The sequence below is a fragment of the Candidatus Cybelea sp. genome, from assembly GCA_036489315.1.
Lineage (GTDB): Bacteria > Vulcanimicrobiota > Vulcanimicrobiia > Vulcanimicrobiales > Vulcanimicrobiaceae > Cybelea.
This window is the reverse complement of the sequence record DASXFZ010000058.1, coordinates 48036-60960: the sequence shown is the minus strand read 5'-3', so window position 1 is coordinate 60960 and position 12925 is coordinate 48036. Positions and strand designations below refer to the sequence as shown.

Annotated in this window: 10 protein-coding genes and 1 tRNA gene; 6 read left to right on the top strand and 5 right to left on the bottom strand. The window is 60.8% G+C overall.

Annotated elements, in window-relative coordinates; genetic code table 11:
• Window positions 1–113: 113 nt before the first annotated feature.
• Window positions 114–188, bottom strand: a tRNA-Glu gene (locus VGG51_12970).
• Window positions 189–258: 70 nt separating this feature from the next.
• On the opposite strand from VGG51_12970, the gene VGG51_12965 reads away from it, so the two are divergent.
• The gene (locus tag VGG51_12965; protein HEY1883941.1) at window positions 259–1065 is read left to right on the top strand and encodes a creatininase family protein; all 807 of its coding nucleotides are present in this window, start codon (window positions 259–261) and stop codon (window positions 1063–1065) included.
• A gap of 203 nt (window positions 1066–1268) precedes the next feature.
• Window positions 1269–2477, top strand: a complete 1209-nt coding sequence (locus VGG51_12960; GenBank protein ID HEY1883940.1) for a beta-propeller fold lactonase family protein — start codon at window positions 1269–1271, stop codon at window positions 2475–2477.
• Window positions 2478–2909: 432 nt separating this feature from the next.
• Here VGG51_12960 and VGG51_12955 read toward each other — a convergent pair whose 3' ends face one another.
• Window positions 2910–3194, bottom strand: coding sequence for a YkvA family protein (locus tag VGG51_12955; protein HEY1883939.1), 285 nt, complete (start codon window positions 3192–3194; stop codon window positions 2910–2912).
• A 252-nt stretch (window positions 3195–3446) separates the two neighbouring features.
• Here VGG51_12955 and VGG51_12950 point away from each other — a divergent pair, with 252 nt between their 5' ends.
• Window positions 3447–5693 carry a hypothetical protein gene (locus VGG51_12950; GenBank protein HEY1883938.1) on the top strand — a complete coding sequence of 749 codons (2247 nt, stop codon included), beginning with the start codon at window positions 3447–3449 and terminating at the stop codon, window positions 5691–5693.
• Window positions 5694–5696: 3 nt separating this feature from the next.
• Here the strand turns inward: VGG51_12950 and VGG51_12945 are convergent, their stop codons facing one another.
• Window positions 5697–6635 carry an NAD-dependent epimerase/dehydratase family protein gene (locus VGG51_12945; protein HEY1883937.1) on the bottom strand — a complete coding sequence of 313 codons (939 nt, stop codon included), beginning with the start codon at window positions 6633–6635 and terminating at the stop codon, window positions 5697–5699.
• Between the two features lie 215 nt (window positions 6636–6850).
• Here VGG51_12945 and VGG51_12940 point away from each other — a divergent pair, with 215 nt between their 5' ends.
• Entirely contained in the window at window positions 6851–7240 is a 390-nt protein-coding gene (locus tag VGG51_12940) for a hypothetical protein (GenBank protein ID HEY1883936.1), read from the top strand.
• Between the two features lie 185 nt (window positions 7241–7425).
• Here VGG51_12940 and VGG51_12935 read toward each other — a convergent pair whose 3' ends face one another.
• Both VGG51_12935 and VGG51_12930 read right to left on the bottom strand, forming a co-directional pair.
• On the bottom strand, window positions 7426–8142 hold the full coding sequence (locus VGG51_12935) for a hypothetical protein (protein HEY1883935.1): 717 nt from the start codon (window positions 8140–8142) through the stop codon (window positions 7426–7428).
• Between the two features lie 378 nt (window positions 8143–8520).
• A complete protein-coding gene (locus VGG51_12930) occupies window positions 8521–9978 on the bottom strand; it encodes a helix-turn-helix domain-containing protein (GenBank protein ID HEY1883934.1) in 1458 nt (485 codons plus the stop codon).
• A gap of 249 nt (window positions 9979–10227) precedes the next feature.
• Here VGG51_12930 and VGG51_12925 point away from each other — a divergent pair, with 249 nt between their 5' ends.
• Together VGG51_12925 and VGG51_12920 are read left to right on the top strand one after the other, a co-directional pair.
• Window positions 10228–11712 carry a peptide ABC transporter substrate-binding protein gene (locus VGG51_12925; GenBank protein ID HEY1883933.1) on the top strand — a complete coding sequence of 495 codons (1485 nt, stop codon included), beginning with the start codon at window positions 10228–10230 and terminating at the stop codon, window positions 11710–11712.
• A gap of 621 nt (window positions 11713–12333) precedes the next feature.
• Window positions 12334–12918 carry a hypothetical protein gene (locus VGG51_12920; GenBank protein HEY1883932.1) on the top strand — a complete coding sequence of 195 codons (585 nt, stop codon included), beginning with the start codon at window positions 12334–12336 and terminating at the stop codon, window positions 12916–12918.
• Window positions 12919–12925 lie beyond the last annotated feature (7 nt).

The following is a 12925-nucleotide window of genomic DNA, read 5'->3' as shown; positions in this document are numbered from 1 at the left end:
CTTCGAGAGTGCGGAAAAGCGCCTCGTCGTCGGCGCCGAAGAAGGCGCGTGGGCCAAATGTGGGCCAATCACGGGAGTGCCTTCGAAAAAAGTCAGTAAAATAAGGCCGGATCTGGTAGCGCCAACGGGAATCGAACCCGTCTTTCCGCCTTGAAAGGGCGATGTCCTAACCGATAGACGATGGCGCCGCGAATCTCGGAGACTTAGGGCTTCGAACATGCGGCAGTTTATCCCACCTGGACCCGAGAACGCAACTGGATGGCGCCAAAATATCGCTATGGCGAACTTACCTGGCCGGAGGTGAAGGCGGCGGCAGCGCGGCCGTGCGTCGCCATCGTGCCGATCGCGACGCTCGAGGATCACGGGCACCATCTGCCGATCGACACCGATTTGCTCCTCTGTGCGAGCGTCTGCGAGCTGGCCGCCTCGCGGGCGGCCGATCGGGTCGTCCTCGTTCCGCCGATCAATCACGGCTACAGCCCCCACCACATGGATTTTCCCGGCGCGATCACCATCGGCGCGCACACGCTGATTGACTACGGCGTCGACGTCTGCACGAGCGTCGCGCATCATGGATTCACCCGTATCCTCATGGTGAACGGGCACGGAAGCAACACGCCGTTCTGCGACGTCATCGCGCGTCTTTCCGTCGTCGCAACGGGCGCGCTCACCGCCGCCGTCAACTACTGGGCGGCACCGGGCGTGCGAGAAGTTGTCGAATCGCTGCGCGAGTCCGAGGCCGTCGGCGGGATGAATCATGCGTGCGAGTTCGAAACATCGCTCTATCTCGCGCTGCGTCCCGATTTGGTCGACATGGGCCGCGCCGTTCACGAAATCGCCCATCGGCCGACGAAAAATTACTGGACGGACCTAATCGCGGGCGACGGATCGCTGGCGATGATGGAGCACTGGAGTCAGCTCAGCGAGAGCGGCGTAATGGGCGATCCGACGAAGGCGACGGCCGAAAAAGGGCGCCTGCTCTTAGAAGCGGCTGCCAACGGCATTGTCGAGCTCGTCGACGAGCTGCTCGCGCGCCAGAGCCCGCCGCGCAAAGATCACCACTAAGGCTACGACCGGCAACCTGCCTCGTGACGCAGGCCGTGCCGAACGACTTACGGCGGTACGGATCGTTTCGCACGTCTTATGCGCTCGAGCGGAAGCTTGTATTAGGAATCGCGCTTCGTCGGTAATCCGCAGGTCGTTGGCGAGCGTATTGCTCGCGTCCGCGGCCAAGACGTTGCGGAAGAAATCGATGAAGGAGAAACGACATGCGATTTACCCTCCTGCTCACTTTAGCGGTCGCGCTTCTCAGCGCGTGCTCCGGCTCAGGGGTGCCGGGCAGCCCGCCGGCGACGCTGTCAGACCAAAGCGGGCCTCCGGCTTTATCCGCCAACTCGCAGTCTCTTACGCGCGCGGGGGCACCGAGAGCCCAACAGACCGGCCCTGATCGGGTCGTCGTCTACACCTTGAGCAACGGTGCCTCCCGCAACAAGGTGTTGTCGTTCGTTCCCCGCGGCGGCGCACTCAAATACGACCAGTCCTTCGACACCGGCGGTCTGGGCGATCCGTCGGTCGCCGGCACCGTTCAAGGTGCCATCGCGATTGCTGGTGACAATCGCTTTCTCTTCGCCGTCGACGCGGGCAGCAACGAGATCAGCAGCTTCCGAATCGGCGACGATGGGCTGGAGTTCATCGACCGGATCGCCTCGGGCGGCATGCAGCCGGTCAGCTTGGCCGTCCATCACGATCTGCTTTTCGTGCTCAACGAGGGGAGCAGCTCGATTGCCGGCTTTCGCATTACCCGCAACGGCCTGCTGCGCAGAATTCCCCACTTGAGCGCGCCGCTCAGCGGCAGCGGTGCCGGCCCAGCGGAGATTTCGTTTGACAGCAGCGGCACGGTGTTGGTCGTCACCGAGAAAGCAACGAACAACATCGACACGTATGCGGTCGCGAACGGTATTCCGACGGGTCCGACCGTTCATGCCGCGTCCGGCATGACGCCTTTCGGATTCGCTTTTGTGCCTCGCTCAGAAATCGTGGTCGTCTCCGACGCGTTCGGCGGCGCATCGGGGATGGGAGCCGCATCTTCGTATGCCGTTACCCCGCCAAACACGCTGGCCCCCATTTCGGCCCTGGTCCCCGACGATAACACGGCGCCGTGCTGGGTCGTAATCACGCACGACGGTAAGCTCGCCTTTATATCGAACACGGGGAGTGACACGATCTCGACGTACTCGATCGATGCCGCCGGAGCCCTGACACTCGCGAGCCCGAAGGGCGTCAGCGCTCAGACGGGTCGGACCCCGGCCGACCTGGCCATTTCATCCGACGACCGCTCTCTTTTCGTCCTCAGTTTGAAGAGCAGGACGATTGGAGCGTATAGCATCGGCGCGGGCGGACGGCTGACGAAGGCCCGCGTCGCCCACGGGCTGCCGGCCAGCGCGCTCGGCCTCGCAGCGGCATCGCCGAATGATTAAGCGCGCTGCAAGGGGTATTCAGTGCTTGCCGGCGTCGCCGCAGTCGTCCTTTTCCTCCCGTTAGCACGGCGCGAGCCGCCGACCGCCGCTAACGACGATACCACTGCGGGAGGCCGGCTAGCGCGCGGCACGCTGCGCACTGCACTGGTGGCGCGGCGCGGTTTGTGATATCCCGATGGCCAGGGAACGATCGGTCTTCCGGTCGAGGCCTTCGACGAGGCCGCCAAGCCGCTCCGCGTCCCGCGCCCGCTGCTGCGACGATCAAACCGGAATGCCGCTTAAAATCGTGGTCCCGTAAACCACCCGTCACGCGGCTGCGTGTGGTGGCGCGGAAATTTGTGTGACGGAAACGAGATCGTCGGGCGCGGCGCCCCGCGGCTTGCGGTGCGCTCGCAATCAACGCAAGCATCAACGCCGCGCGGCGAATCACGCTTATCGAATAGCGAGCGCGCTGCCGGAGCGCCGGTGCACTGGAACGGGCTCGACGTGCTTTGCCGCCTGACCGACAAACCACATGCAAAGAAGCGTCAACAGGGCGACGTCGTCGAGCGCGCCGAGCACCGGGATGTCGCTGAAGATATCGACCGGCGAAGTCACGAGCAGCCCAACGGCGGCGGCGATTAGCTTGAGTGATAACGGAACGCGAGTATCGCGGACCAGCGGAAACGTGCGAAAGATGGCCGTTTTTGCGGCGAAGAGCAAACGTAGGAGTCTCATCGCGACATAGTACCCCCGGCCGGCCTCGGGGTTTCATGGCGCTTGCAACTGGCAACCAAGCGCCCGCCCTTCGACAACCCTTTCGACAAGCTCAGGGTGACACCGATGTGGGTCGAGACACGCGACGGGGGTGACGCGCGACGCGGGTGTGCGCGCGGTGCTGTTATCAATAGGAATCAATTGCGCAAAAGCATCGGGTTTCGAAACCTCGCGCGCTGCGTGGGTGTAGCAGCGGTTTGAGACCTCTCGACAGTGAGCTACATCTTTCGAATTGGCCTTTGCATCGGCTTTGCGCTTGCGGTGGTGTGCGCGCCGGCTCGCGCTGCCGTTCCCGCGAGTTTCTCCTTTCCCGTTGCGCGCGCGGCGCATCCGCTGACGCTGGATCCGACGCTGGCCGATCCGGCCTGGGCTGCCGGCGAAGTTCCCGAACACGGGCCGTGGCAGAACGTGACGACGCGACAGCCGTCACGCTATACCACTACGGCGTATCTGCTCTACGATGACAAGAATCTCTATGTCGGCTTCAAAGCCGAACAGGACGGCGTGCCGATCGCGGCCTCGCAGACCACCAACGACGTTGGATTCGGCCTCGACGACTTCGTCGGCATCGGTCTCGATACGAGCGGCGGCGGCAGTCAAGCGTATTATTTCGAAACGACGCCGCGCGGCGCCCGATACGAACAGGCCAACGAAAACGTCCGTTTCCGCCCCCGTTGGACATCTGCGGGCCGCGTCGGCACCGGATCGTGGAGCGCGGTCTTGATTATTCCGCTCGACGTTCTACGGGTGCCGCGCGGCGGGAAGCAAACCTGGCGCATCCAGTTCGTTCGCGGCATCGCGGCGCGCGGCGAGCACCTCTCGTGGGTCTGGGATACGATCATGGGAGACTCCGCGAGCGGTACCTGGCCGACCTTTCAAGATACGCGGTTCTGGGCAGGCGCACAGTTCGATCTCGCGCCCTCGGCGGCGGCGCGTCCAAAACCTCGCGCCGATCTCTACGGCTTGGCGAGCATCGGCGGAGATCGTAATCTCTTCCAGCAGGCCGACGGCACGTTCTTACCGATGCACGTGCGCTCGTTCGGCGGCGACGTCAGCTATCCGATCACGCCGACGATCCGTTTCGTCGGCACGCTCAATCCCGATTTCTCAAACGTCGAGATCGATCAGCAGACGATCGTCCCTCAGGAGTTCCAGCGCCAGCTCATCGAGTACCGGCCGTTTTTCTCGCAAGGCGCGGCCTTCATCAACGCTTCTTCGGGACCGCGCTCGGCGACCGGGCCGGCCTCGACGGCGCCGAATCTCGTCTTCTACTCTCCGTCGGTCGGGCCGTTCGATAGCGGCGCGAAGATGGAGGGAACCTTCGGCAACTACCAGAGCTTCGGGGCGCTGACGTTTCACGGCTACGACCAAACGAGCAACAACACGTTCTCCGATCAAGCCTACGGTTACGAGCACGCGATGCCGAACGGTTCGTTCATCTATTGGAGCGACGGCGTCTTCGCCAATCACAGCGTCTCCGGCAGCGATACGACGATCGAGAACGGCGTGGAAGCGCGCGATCTTCAAAACGGGATGATCTATTACGCCGATTATTCGTTCGAGAACGGGAGCTGGGTCCCGCAGGGACACGCCAACCTCGGACAGTTCTGGATCGACCGACACAAGAATAACTTCGAGATCAACGGCGGCTACTTCGACGTTTCGCCGAACTACGACCCGATCGACGGTTTCACTGCAAACTCCGATATCCGCGGCCCGACGTTTTACACCAACCTCACCGGCGCGTCGCCCGCGATCAAGAACTGGTCGATCTTCCTCACCGCGGATCGCTTTATCGACGAATCGGGTGCCGTGCATCAAGCCGACACGCAGCTTTTCTTCAACAGCGTCTTCAAGAACCAGTTCTCTTTCAACGGAATCGGCGAGCAGGTCGGGCAACTTCGATCGTACGGCGTTCCGGCGGGCCCTGGTTGCAGCGGCCCAATCCTGTATCAATCGAGTTTCACGGGCTATCCGTGCTATCTCGACGGCGTCACGCAGCCCTTCAACCTCTATCAGGTCCCCGTCGGCTACCGCGACGGCACGCCTTCTCCGATCGACACGAACTATTCTTGGGGGCCGTTCGGCGACAACTACGTCCACTTATTTTCGATCGTAACGAGCCGCCCGCTCACGCGCCGCCTCAGCCTCGGCCTCGAGTACGATGGAACCTACGAGCGGTCGCTCACCAACGGAACGCTCGATTCGCAATGGCTGCGGCGCGTCTCGCTCGGCTATAACATCAGCAGCGACAGCAGCTTTAGCCTCGAGCTGCGCGACATCAACGGCTACGGCGGATTCGCGACCCAGATCGGCAACAACCTCGCGCTCGCGTATCACCAGCGCTTCGCCGCCGGCAACGAACTCTACGTGAATTACGGCAGCCCCGCTGCCGGCGCCACGCTCAATCGGCTGATCGTGAAGTTCGTTCTGCACGAAGGCGCCGACGCCGGTACGTAAGCCTCAACGCATCCAGGCAGTCGTCTGCGCGATACCGTCGGCAAGCGGCGTCTTCCTCCATTCGCCGAGGCGCGCGCGCAGCGCCGCATCGTCGAGCGTGAAGCCGCTATCGAAGAGGTAGTACATCTCCGCGACTTCACGCATTAGCGGCATTCCGATGCCGGCGATCTGCAGCACCCACTTCGGCACCGAACGATACTTCGGCGGCTTGCCGAGCGCCGCGAAGACGGCATTGGCGAAATCGCGTGCGCCGATGGATTCGCCGCCAAGATTCCAGCACCGCCCGTAGGCATCGTCGAGAGCGGCGAGGGCGAGCAGCGGTGCCGCGGCATCGGGCACGAACAGGAATTCACGCTGTACGTCGAGCGGGCCGATAAACGAGGCCGTCTTTCCGCTCAACGCCTCGCGCACGAAGGCGTTGGCGTAACTGAGTTCGGCGTGCGGACCATAGAAATCGGGCAGGTGCACGACCATCGTCGCGAAGCCGGGTGCGTTTCGTTGGAGCACGGCTTGCTCTTGCTCTAGCCGAAAGCGGCCCTTGCGAGTACTCGGAACGTGCGGTTGGCTTTCGGGAACCGGGCGCGCGAGCGGCGGCCCGTAACTATAAACCGGCGTGACGTGCACGAAGCGCTTCACGCCGGGCGCCCGCGCCGCGTCGAGGGCGTTGCGCACCATTATCGGGTGCTTGAAAAACTCGGTGTACGGCGCGCCGGCGAGATAGAAGATCGTATCGATGCCGGCGGCGGCGTCTCCCACGCCTTCCTTGGTGAAGAAGTCCGCCGTTGCGATTGCAGCGCCCGGAAAGTCGCCGCGAAGACGTTCGGGGTCACGCCCTACTGCACGATACGGAATGCCGAGCGATTGCAGCTCCGAGGCTAGCGAGTGACCGATCGCACCGGCCGCGCCGAAAAGCGCGATCGAACCAAGTGTTGAATTGTCCATCGGGTTATTTAGACTCGGCTTTTGCCGCCGCGTATGCACCGAGTGTCCGTCTGCCGGTCACAGAGTCTCTCGCGCTCAGGGGCCTGCCGGTGCGCCCGTCGCTGACCGAACGACGGGAACCCGGACGCGTCCACCGGTGACGTCTAGGCGTTCCGGGCCTGAGCGACAAATATGACCCTCCGCAACTCGACTTCGACGAAAGGATGGCTCGTTAAATGCAAAGGTTTATTTTCCTTATCCTTGGTTTAGTCATTGGGCTAGGGGGCTATGCGTCGGCGGCTAATATCCATCGCAACACGGGCTATATCACTGCGTCAGCATCGGGGCTAATTAGCCACGATGGCAAAATCCTCGCCGGACAGGACTTCACAGTGACGCATCCACAGCGTGGCGAATACGTGCTTACGTTCGAGCAGAACTATTTTGGAAGGATTAACTGCGCTGCTTTGGTCCTGGAAGGCGTCCACCACGCAATTCTAAGCCGTGTCGAACCAACCTGTTCCGGCTCTGTGGTTTCGTTTGACGTGCACCTCTTTGACCGGAATTTGGTATTATCTAACAGCGCTTTTGGCTTTGTTGCAGTAGCCATGCAGCCGGTCTACTGAGGTCCCGCTTTACGCGAGCACTTTAGGAGGCACTTCGGATACCCCAGTCTTGAGACCTGTGCGAGATTGCGACGCACTTACCTTTCGGTCCAGCGCGTTCCGATCGCAAAGACTCGGCAAGCTCATGACTACGAGCGCTGGCGTTCGCCAGGAGAACACACAACCCACACAATCATCTCACACATCTAGCCGGCCGTTTCCAAAGCCAACTCCACCGCCCGATCTTCGCCCATTGCCGCACCGAAGGCCATATGCATTGCCAGCGTCTCGGGCTCGAAAGACGCGCGCAGAACATCCAGAAGCCAGCCATATTCAGCGACGCCCTCGGGCGTGCGCGCTGCGCCGAGTACTGAAAGGGAAGCATCCACGAACCCGAGGATCTTGGCAGCTCGAACGTGCGCAGAATACAGCTGCTCGGCATTCGCGTAGGGGCGGTAGGCGATCGTGACCGCATATTGTTGGAATACCCACGCGGCCGCCGGTTGCAATCGGTGTCGACGATGAAGGTCGAGCGCTTCGTGCGCGTACTCGTCAGCCTCGTCGTACTGGCCAAGCATCGTCACAACATCCGCTGCGGCCAGGAGCACGTTGCAAATGACGCGCCACGAACTCGGTATCCGCGGCACGTTAAGGAGACCGGTAATGAGCTCGAGGGCCAGTTCGAGATTTCCAGCGTTGCGTTCAAGCAAGGCGCGATCGCTGACGGCCCATGCAATGCGCAGTTGGTTCTCGCCATGGGTGTCGGGTAACGTCCGATAGATTGAAAGCGCTTGCTCGATGTGATCACGCGCCGCAACGAGGTCATTCTCGGCCTCGCTGGCAACCGCAAGATTGCGCAGCATAAAGGCGACCAGGACTAGGTCTCCGTTTTCCCGGGCAAGCTCGATGCCTTGAAGCAGCACCCGCTTCGCTTCCGATATTCGCCCAAGATAAATTAGCGCGTGCGCCGTCAGATCTTGGCTTCGAGCAATTCCCAACGAGTTTCCTATCGAACGATAGTGCCGGACTGCGGCTTGTGCGGCGGCAAGCTCTGTCTCGCATTCCCAGAGCTGCCAAGCGACGACCGCCTCCGCGAAGCGCAGGTCGGCTATCGCATTTGCCGGCGTGCGATCGTCGATCGATCGTATCGCAGTATTGATCCAAGCTCGACCCTCGACCGATCTGTCTTGCCACACGCCGAAGGAGGCCCCAGCAAGTCGTTGCCCTAACAGCGTGTCGCCTCGATCGTTCAGCGTCCAATGCAGCGCGGCGCGCCAGTTATCCAGCTCCTCTTCGATGCGCTAACGAGGCAAAGCGTCCGCAACTGAATAGGAACCGCCGAATCGATGCGCGAGGTTCCAATACGCAAGGGCGTGACGACGCGCTACCGTCTCGTATTCGCCACGTTCTCTTAACTTTGCGCCGGCATACTGCCGAAACGACTCGAAAAGAACGTAGCGAGTCTCGCCCTTCTCTGGATCCGCAGTAAGGAGTGACTTCGAGACGAGCGACGAGAGTGCGTGGAAGACGTCAGCGGCGTTTTCGGCGCCGCCGACGTCGCCGTCGTGATCTCTGCAAACGCTCGTCGCTACGTCGAGCGCACAGCCACCGGCAAAGATCGAGAGCCGCTCAAAGACCCGTTGCTCCTGCGTACTCAAAAGGTTATAGCTCCACTCAACGGTTGCGCGCATCGTCTGCTGTCGCGGTAAGGCGGTGCGCGAACCTTGGGTGAGCATGCCGAAATGATCGTCCAACTTGTCGGCGATCGCCTTCAATGGAAGTTGCCCCACTCGAGCGGCAGCGAGTTCTATTGCAAGTGGAATGCCATCCAAACGCCGGCAGATTTCTGCAATGATAGGTGCATTGTAATCAGTGAGCGCGAATGTGCGATCCACCGCACTTGCCCGATCCTCGAACAGCCTAATGGCTCCGAACGTTCTAGCGGCGTGCCCTGCGCGCAGAGCGCGCCCAGCATCGAGCGAAGGAAGGGCAAGCGTTGGCAGCCTGTAGGCGTATTCGCCGGCGGCGCGTAGTGGTTCTCGACTGGTCGCCAGGATTCGAATGTGCGGACAGGCTTTCAATAATGACTCTGCGGCAAACGCCGCTTCGGCGATAACGTGCTCGCAATTGTCAAGAATTAAGAACAACGCCTGGTTTTTCAGGAAGGCGCCTAGCGTCTCCAGCAAGGGGCGATTGGGTGCTTCCTGCACGCCCAGTGCGGATGCAATCGCGGCGACGACGTGCGACGGATTTCCGATCGGCGCGAGCCCGATAAAGCACGCGGGACCGTGACCGGACTCTTCAACAGTCAATGCTACGTGCAATGCCGTTTGCGTCTTACCAACGCCTCCCGCGCCGGTGAGCGTCACCATTCGATGAGCGCCCACAAGCGCGGTGATCTCGGCGAATTCGCTATCCCTACCGACGAAACTCGTTAACGCGAATGGCAGGCTCTCGACCGTGGGGTTCGGCCACGGGCCGACTGCGACCACCTGTCTCCGCCGAGCGTCGGGCGAGAGCGACGCGGCAAACGCAAATTGCCTTCGCTGTTCGGCATTAAGCTCCAGTGCGTCGGATAAAAGGTCGAGCGTTTCGCGTCGTGGATTTCGCCGGTCGCCACGTTCCAGAGAACCCAGGCCGTTAACGCTCATTCTTGCGCGGTCGGCGAGCGCTTCTTGAGAGAGATTTGCGGCCAGGCGGTGGTGCCGTAGCAGAGCCCCGAACTCAGGCGAGCTCTTTGATTGCTCTCCTCGGTCCATCGCGCCGACGTTCGGGCCGCCCGCTAAGGCATCCTCGCAGCCTCGTCTCTAGCGCGTACCGCAGGTGGGGGAAGTTTCGCGAGGTGGTTCAATCTGAAGGAAGTGGGACGCTCCGCACCGCTTAGACTTCGCTTTGCAGGGCTTTTCCGCGCTGCACGACTTTTTGGCGCCCGGAGCAGTTGGTGGGCTGTCGCCGTTCTCGTTGGCATTGCTTGCAGTTCTCGCAATGGAATACCGCAACGGGACCGTTTGGTATTCGCGTATAGGCTCGACCCAACCACGCTCGACCCGCTTTTTCTCGGCGGGCGGCAATATGAGGATATCACCGAGCTTCTCTATTCGACACTATTGCATGAAGACGCTAACGGCGCGTTTACGCCCGAGGTTGCGGCGGTCGTTCCAACGAAATCAAATGGCGGCATTTCGGGCGACGGTCTCGACGTCCGTTTTCGACTGCGTCGGGACGTTCGTTGGAGCGACGGCACGGCATTGACGGCCGCTGACGTCGCTTTCACACTGACCGAAATATTAAATCCGGCAAATAATATCGTTACAACGCAAACGTACGGCGAGATTAAGTCCGCCGTTGCGACGAGCCGATATACCTTAACCGTACATTTGAGGAAGCGCTACGCGCCAATCTTGGAGGGTGTGAACGTCGCGATTCTTCCCAAGCATATCTTATGGAGGGCCCCATCATTAAATAATCTTCCTTTCGATTCACATCCGATCGGCTCCGGACCCTACGAATTAAAGAGATGGATCCGAAATGACGTAATCGAGCTGGTCGCAAATCCCTATTATTCCGGCATGCGGCCGGGCGTGCATGAGATCGACTTACGGAGCATCCCAAACGACAGTACCGCCCTTTCAATGTTGCGCGCCGGAACCATCGACGGGTCGTTTGGGATGGACTTGTCGCTCTTGCCCGAAGTGCGTACGCTGTCTAAGTACAGCGTCCTAGAGGGAAGCGCCTCGTATATGAAAGCCTTGACCTTCAATATGCACGATCCGATCTTGCAGGATAGAATCGTTCGACGTGCCGTTGCTACGGCAATCGATCTGCCGGCGATCGTCTCTCGGGCTACTCGGGGTGCCTTCGATACGCGAGATGCGGCCTTTCCGGCTTTCAGATGGTCGTACGATCCGAGCGCACGGTATTCTCAATACAACGTCCGTCTAGCTAACGATATGCTGGATGCAGCGGGTTGGCATCGTAACGCGGACGGCGGCCGATATCGAGCGGGTACGAGGCTCGACATCGAGATCGCTTACATGAGTGGCCAACCGTCGAACGAAGAAATAGCCATACAGTTACAGGAGCAGCTGGCTTTGGTCGGTATAGATGTGACGCTCCATGGGTTCAGCGCCTTTCAGTTCTTTGGGAAGGAAGACCCGACAACGAATAAACACTCGCAAGCGGTTTTTTGGAGCATACTCGAGCCCCCAGATCCGGATCAAAGCACATTCTTAGATTGCAACGGGCCTCAAAACATGATGAGCTATTGCAACAAGTCGGTGGATGCCGCGAACCTGGCTGCCCTCGATACGTACGATCGCTCGAAGCGCGTCGTTCTGTACCGCATCGTCCAGCATCTCCTTGCCCGGGATCTGCCGTTTATCCCCGTGTTCGCAGGGCGGGACTTCGACGCCCTCACAAAGCGGCTGCACGTGTTAAACCGCGGCGCGCAAATCGACACGTTTCAAGACGTTGCCGCGTGGCGGACACGTTAGTCCCCGGAGCGCTCTGGAATCAGGGCCAGCGGCAGGCATGCGGTTTGGGAATCCCGCCATCCCACGGAGGCTAGTTTTGGCGCCGCCTTCCGACCGAAGGAAGCGGCAGCCTCGAACTCCCGGCGGTGCTCGGCGTTAAGCGTCAACGCGTCCAAATAAAAGTGAAAACGTTTCGCGCCATGGCGTGCGCCGGTCGCCGCGTTCAAGGGATCCGACGCCGCTAACACTAACCCGGGCGCGCTCGGCGAGAAGCCCCTTGGGAAAGGTTTGCGGCAACGCGGTAGCGTCGTAGCGTCGGAGGAGCGTCCAAAATCAGCCGAGTTGCGTCGTTGCCCTCTTCCGCCTCGTGCTCGGCTTTTCACCCTACCGTTGGCGGCACCCTCACGATCTGCTTGCGAAGCCCGAGGCTCGTTGCGGCGATAATACTGGTCGCCATTTTGTTGTCTTGCTGTCCAGCCGCAGGGGAAATCGCGTAGTTGCTATCCTCCATCGCGCTGCAAAGGTGTAGGGCGATTGTGTGGATTGTGTGTTTTGGTCGTCGCCGTTCCGTAGGATGATTGGCCGGTCACGCTCGAGGACGGATGGCTGCAACGACGCCCGAGTGGCCTGAAAGGGAAGTTGATGAGACGTTACGCAAGAAAACGCACAACCATTTCCACGTCGGTACCTACCGCGAGCAATGCTTCGTCTGCTGCAGGCCGAGCCGACGGGCTGGTAGCGCCTCTAGAACACCGTGCCTTGTGGGCCAGCAAACATCCGCTTGTAGCAATCGGCCGTTTCAGACCTCGACGGCTGGCGCTGCAGGTTCTCGGCTGGTGCGTTGGCGTCGCACTCGCGGCAGGCTGCGGCAGCACCGGCGCCTCTTTACCGCCTGCGCCTTCACTATCCGGACAAGCGGCGATCGTCAACTCGGTGCAGCCTTCCATCAACGCGCGCTGCAAGCCATTCCTGCCGACCTTTGACGAACTCGTCGCTTGCCAGCGCGCAAATGGATCGCTTGGCTCGTTTCCAAACCCAAAGGTCACGTGGCGCGTTCGCTACTTCGTTCGATATTCGGAAATGCCGTGCAATGAGGCGCCCACCGTAGAGGAGGCATACGTTTTCCATATGGTGATGACCGATCTTTCCGACGATGCAGACCTAAATGACGCGGAGCGTTCGGCCATTCGCAGCGCGATGTTTGACGGAAGGACCCGCTGTAAATGACACGCAC

What these genes read in the sequence shown, in the direction of transcription:
- VGG51_12955 (HEY1883939.1), bottom strand. Translation starts at nt 3,194, where the DNA reads ATGAGACTCCTACGTTTGCTCTTCGCCGCAAAAACGGCCATCTTTCGC.
- VGG51_12945 (HEY1883937.1), bottom strand. Translation starts at nt 6,635, where the DNA reads ATGGACAATTCAACACTTGGTTCGATCGCGCTTTTCGGCGCGGCCGGT.
- VGG51_12960 (HEY1883940.1), top strand. Translation starts at nt 1,269, where the DNA reads ATGCGATTTACCCTCCTGCTCACTTTAGCGGTCGCGCTTCTCAGCGCG.
- VGG51_12920 (HEY1883932.1), top strand. Translation starts at nt 12,334, where the DNA reads ATGAGACGTTACGCAAGAAAACGCACAACCATTTCCACGTCGGTACCT.
- VGG51_12940 (HEY1883936.1), top strand. Translation starts at nt 6,851, where the DNA reads ATGCAAAGGTTTATTTTCCTTATCCTTGGTTTAGTCATTGGGCTAGGG.
- VGG51_12965 (HEY1883941.1), top strand. Translation starts at nt 259, where the DNA reads ATGGCGCCAAAATATCGCTATGGCGAACTTACCTGGCCGGAGGTGAAG.
- VGG51_12930 (HEY1883934.1), bottom strand. Translation starts at nt 9,978, where the DNA reads ATGGACCGAGGAGAGCAATCAAAGAGCTCGCCTGAGTTCGGGGCTCTG.